At 59.1% G+C, this 3,392-nt stretch carries 4 protein-coding genes; all 4 read right to left on the bottom strand.

The window, feature by feature from the left end; all coding sequences use genetic code 11:
* Positions 1 to 980: UDP-N-acetylglucosamine 2-epimerase (hydrolyzing) (neuC, locus tag HQL56_18980; protein ID MBF0311601.1), on the bottom strand; the 980-nt coding region annotated here is incomplete at its 3' end.
* The gene (locus HQL56_18985; protein MBF0311602.1) at positions 980 to 1,606 is read right to left on the bottom strand and encodes an HAD family hydrolase; all 627 of its coding nucleotides are present in this window, start codon (positions 1,604 to 1,606) and stop codon (positions 980 to 982) included. The genes neuC and HQL56_18985, both read right to left, overlap by 1 nt.
* Positions 1,578 to 2,486, bottom strand: a complete 909-nt coding sequence (locus HQL56_18990) for an ATP-grasp domain-containing protein (GenBank protein MBF0311603.1) — start codon at positions 2,484 to 2,486, stop codon at positions 1,578 to 1,580. The genes HQL56_18985 and HQL56_18990 overlap by 29 nt, the downstream gene beginning before the upstream one ends.
* Before the next feature lie 3 nt (positions 2,487 to 2,489).
* Positions 2,490 to 3,203 carry a class I SAM-dependent methyltransferase gene (locus tag HQL56_18995; GenBank protein MBF0311604.1) on the bottom strand — a complete coding sequence of 238 codons (714 nt, stop codon included), beginning with the start codon at positions 3,201 to 3,203 and terminating at the stop codon, positions 2,490 to 2,492.
* Between the last annotated feature and the right edge of the window lie 189 nt (positions 3,204 to 3,392).

Genomic DNA, 3,392 nt, shown 5'->3' on the forward strand with positions numbered 1-3,392 from the left:
GAGGTGCCGCAAAACACCACATTCTCCCCCGCCAACCGCCCCCGCTGCCGCTGCCCCACATTGATCGCCGGTATCGGAACCGACGCCGCCTCAATCACCCCACTCGACGAATTGCCAATAATGAACCGACTGTTCTTATAAATGGACAGAAACAGATCCCGATCCAAACTCCGATAAAAACAAAACCCCGCCTCCTCCCGATACCGCGCCGCCACCTCGAATAGTGACCGGTTCATCGGATCGGAATTGGGCGCCCCCACAAACGCCGGAATTCCCCTGGCCTTCAACTCCGATAAAATATTCTCGAAATAGACATGCGCCTCCTCCCGCTCCCCCGCCACGGGATGAAAAATCACCAACGCGAAATCCGCAAACGACTCCGGCAAACCGAACCGTTGCCGCAACGCCGCCAAATCCACCGGCTGATGCTCCCGGAACTTGTCCAAAGCGATGGAGCCGATGCAATGAATCCGCTCGGGATGCTCCCCCATGCGCATCAGCCGCTGCCGATGCTCCTCCAGGGAAACCATATGCACCGTCGACAGCTTGGAAGTGGCATGCCGCACCGGATTGTCCACATGACTGTCCTGAACATGATCCCCCCCGAAAAAATGCACCGTGGGAATCTCCAGATACGCCCCCAGCAACCCCCCGACAATCACCTCCTCCCGATCCCCGGCAAACAGCAACACATCCGGCCGCCAGAAAGCCACCACATCGATAGCGTTCTGCAACAAAATGGCCGCCGACTTGATGCGGGAGGCCAGGGAATCGGCATCGAGCAGGGTTTCCAAAGTCAGCAGAATGTCGAATCCGTCCCGGCGAATCTGCTCCACCCCATGACCGAAGGTGGGCGACAAATGGGCCCCCGATACCAGCAACTTCAGCTCGATGCCCTCCTCCGCCCGAAGATGGCGAAACAACAAACTCATCAGATCGTAATCCGCCCGGCTGGCGGTCAAACCCAAGACCTTGCGCATCACTCCCTCCTCATCACCTCGTCCACCGAACGGTAGAGGAAACCACAGGAACGGGCGAAACCGGCATCGATCTCACGATCCCCGATGAACAGCGTACGCGGCGCTTCCTCGCCAAGCAGACCCAACGCCTCCCCGGCCAATATCGCCGGTTTGGCCGCGCCCAACTCGTCGGTGAAGATCACCCGCTCCGAACGGAAATAGTCCCCCAGACCCAAGGCGGTGAACTTGTTGCGCTGCAAGAGGGCCTGCCCGTCGCTGACCAGAAAGAGATCGGTCATGGGACGCAACTCCTCCAGCATGAACACCACCCGCGCCGGAAGCTGCAGTTGCGGCTCCAGATGCCGATAAAGAGCCAGCGCCGTCTTGACCCGAATCGCCACCTCCCCACCGTCCAATGCCCCTTCCAGACGGAAAGCCTCTTCGAAAATGTGCGGATAGGAGCTGCCCTTCTCCAGCCATCGACCGATCATCCAGCGCACCACCCGCCGGGAGAGACCCAACTCCCGCCCGATGGCCCGGTAGGCCTGGGCAATCCATTCGCATTCGTCGTACAGCGTGCCGTCCATGTCGAAACCGACATGAGCGATACCCGTCAGATCAATTCCCCGGAAAAAAACATTCGGCATAGTAACGCACCATTTTAAGTCCGACGTGAACCGGTTTGGGTTGGAAGGGAGCGCCTTCCAGAAAGTGATTCACCAGGGGGCCGATCCAGTTCTCGGTGGCGGCGAAGCCCAAGGCCATGCCCCCTGCCAGACGCGGGTTGACCTCGATGAACCGGAGGCCCCGCTCCCCCACGAAACACTGCACGTTGACCGGACCGTGCAGGGGAACGCCTTCCGCCAGACGTTTGACCCAGGCCACCACTTCCGGGGCCTCCACCACCTGGCCGTTCATCGATTTGCCGTCACGCACCATCAGGCGTTTGCGCGGCACGATGTAGACCGGACGACCCTCCCGGTCGAAGAGGCAATCGACGGTCAGTTCCTGTCCTTCCACCACCTCCTGAGAGATCATGCCGTGCATATCGACCGGTTCCGTGGCCACTCGCACCCCTTTGGCGCCGCGTCCGAAACGGGGTTTGACCAGGGGGAACACCTGTTCAAGGGAGGTTTCGGGAGTCGGCAGACCCAGTCGGCGGAAACAGAGGTAGGTTTGCCACTTGTCCTGAAAAACCGCCACCGATTCGGGAGGCGAGAGGATGACGAAAATTCCCTTCTCCTTCAGAGCCTCGGCCCGTTCGGCCCAGCCGGACAGCATCTCGTCGAAGGAGGGCAGCACCACCTGGATTCCGTAACGGTGCAGAGCGTCTTCGACCGTGGTCCACAGGTTGGCATCGCCGACGCGGGGAAAGGCGATGCAGCCATCGGCCAGGCAGCGGCTGGCGTTGTCGGCGTCGAGGTCGGAGCCGACGGGGTGGTGTCCCGCCTCGCGTATGGCCTTGAGGATCCAGGCGGAGGTGGCGCTGCCCGAGGCTTCGGTGAGAATGCGCAGGCCGACGGCCATGGTTCAAAGCACCAGATAGGCGATGTTGGGGTCGAAGGGAAACTTCCTCAAGGCCACGCTGCCCACGCTGCCGCCGAGGCTTTCCACCAGAGCCATGGTTTCGCCGGGCCAGTGGGGGTTGTTGATTTCGTCGAAGGCCACGATGGCCCCTTTGGGCATGCGCGGCAGGAAGGTTTTCAGGGCCACGCGGGTGGGCTCGTAGAGGTCGAAGTCGAGGAACAGCAGGGCCACCAGCAGGTGGGGGTTGTTTTCCAGGTAGGCGGGAATGGTTTGCAGGGCGTCGCCTTTGACCAGTTCCACTTTGGGGAATTGATTGAGGAAGCGGTTGGCGTCGAAGTCGGCCACGCACTCTTTCAGCTCTTCGTAGCAGTCGTGGACCGGGGCGAAGAAGCCGGGACGCAGGCCGTCGTGTTGGCGGGCGGTCTCCTGGTCTTTGGCGTGAAGGCCGGGGAAACCTTCGAAGGTGTCGAAGCCGATGACGCGGCGGTGCAGGGCCATGGGTTCGAGGCCGGCGGAGAGTTTGGCCCAGGCCATCAGGCCGCCGCCCTGGTGGACGCCGCATTCCAGGATGGAGCCTTTGACTTCCAGAATCTGGCGGAAGAGTTCGTAGCGCACCAGGAAGCGGGTCAGGGCCTGACGACGCACGAACTTCTCGAAGTTGTCGAGTTTGACGGAGGTTTCGTAGGGGTAGCGGTCGAAGAGGTGTGGTGTGGTCATGGTGGTTTTCCATTCATACGGGGGGACTGGATATTTTTGCTTTTCAATATTTATCTTTTAAGTATCAAAAAAAGGAAATGTTTTGACTTTTTTGTTTTGATTTTTTTATAAAAATTTATATTAAAATCTTTTAAAAAAGTCAAAGGATAGAACATTTTCTTTTTTTGATACTTAAAAGATAAATATTGA

The sequence above is a fragment of the Magnetococcales bacterium genome, from assembly GCA_015231925.1.
Taxonomy (GTDB): domain Bacteria; phylum Pseudomonadota; class Magnetococcia; order Magnetococcales; family JADGAQ01; genus JADGAQ01.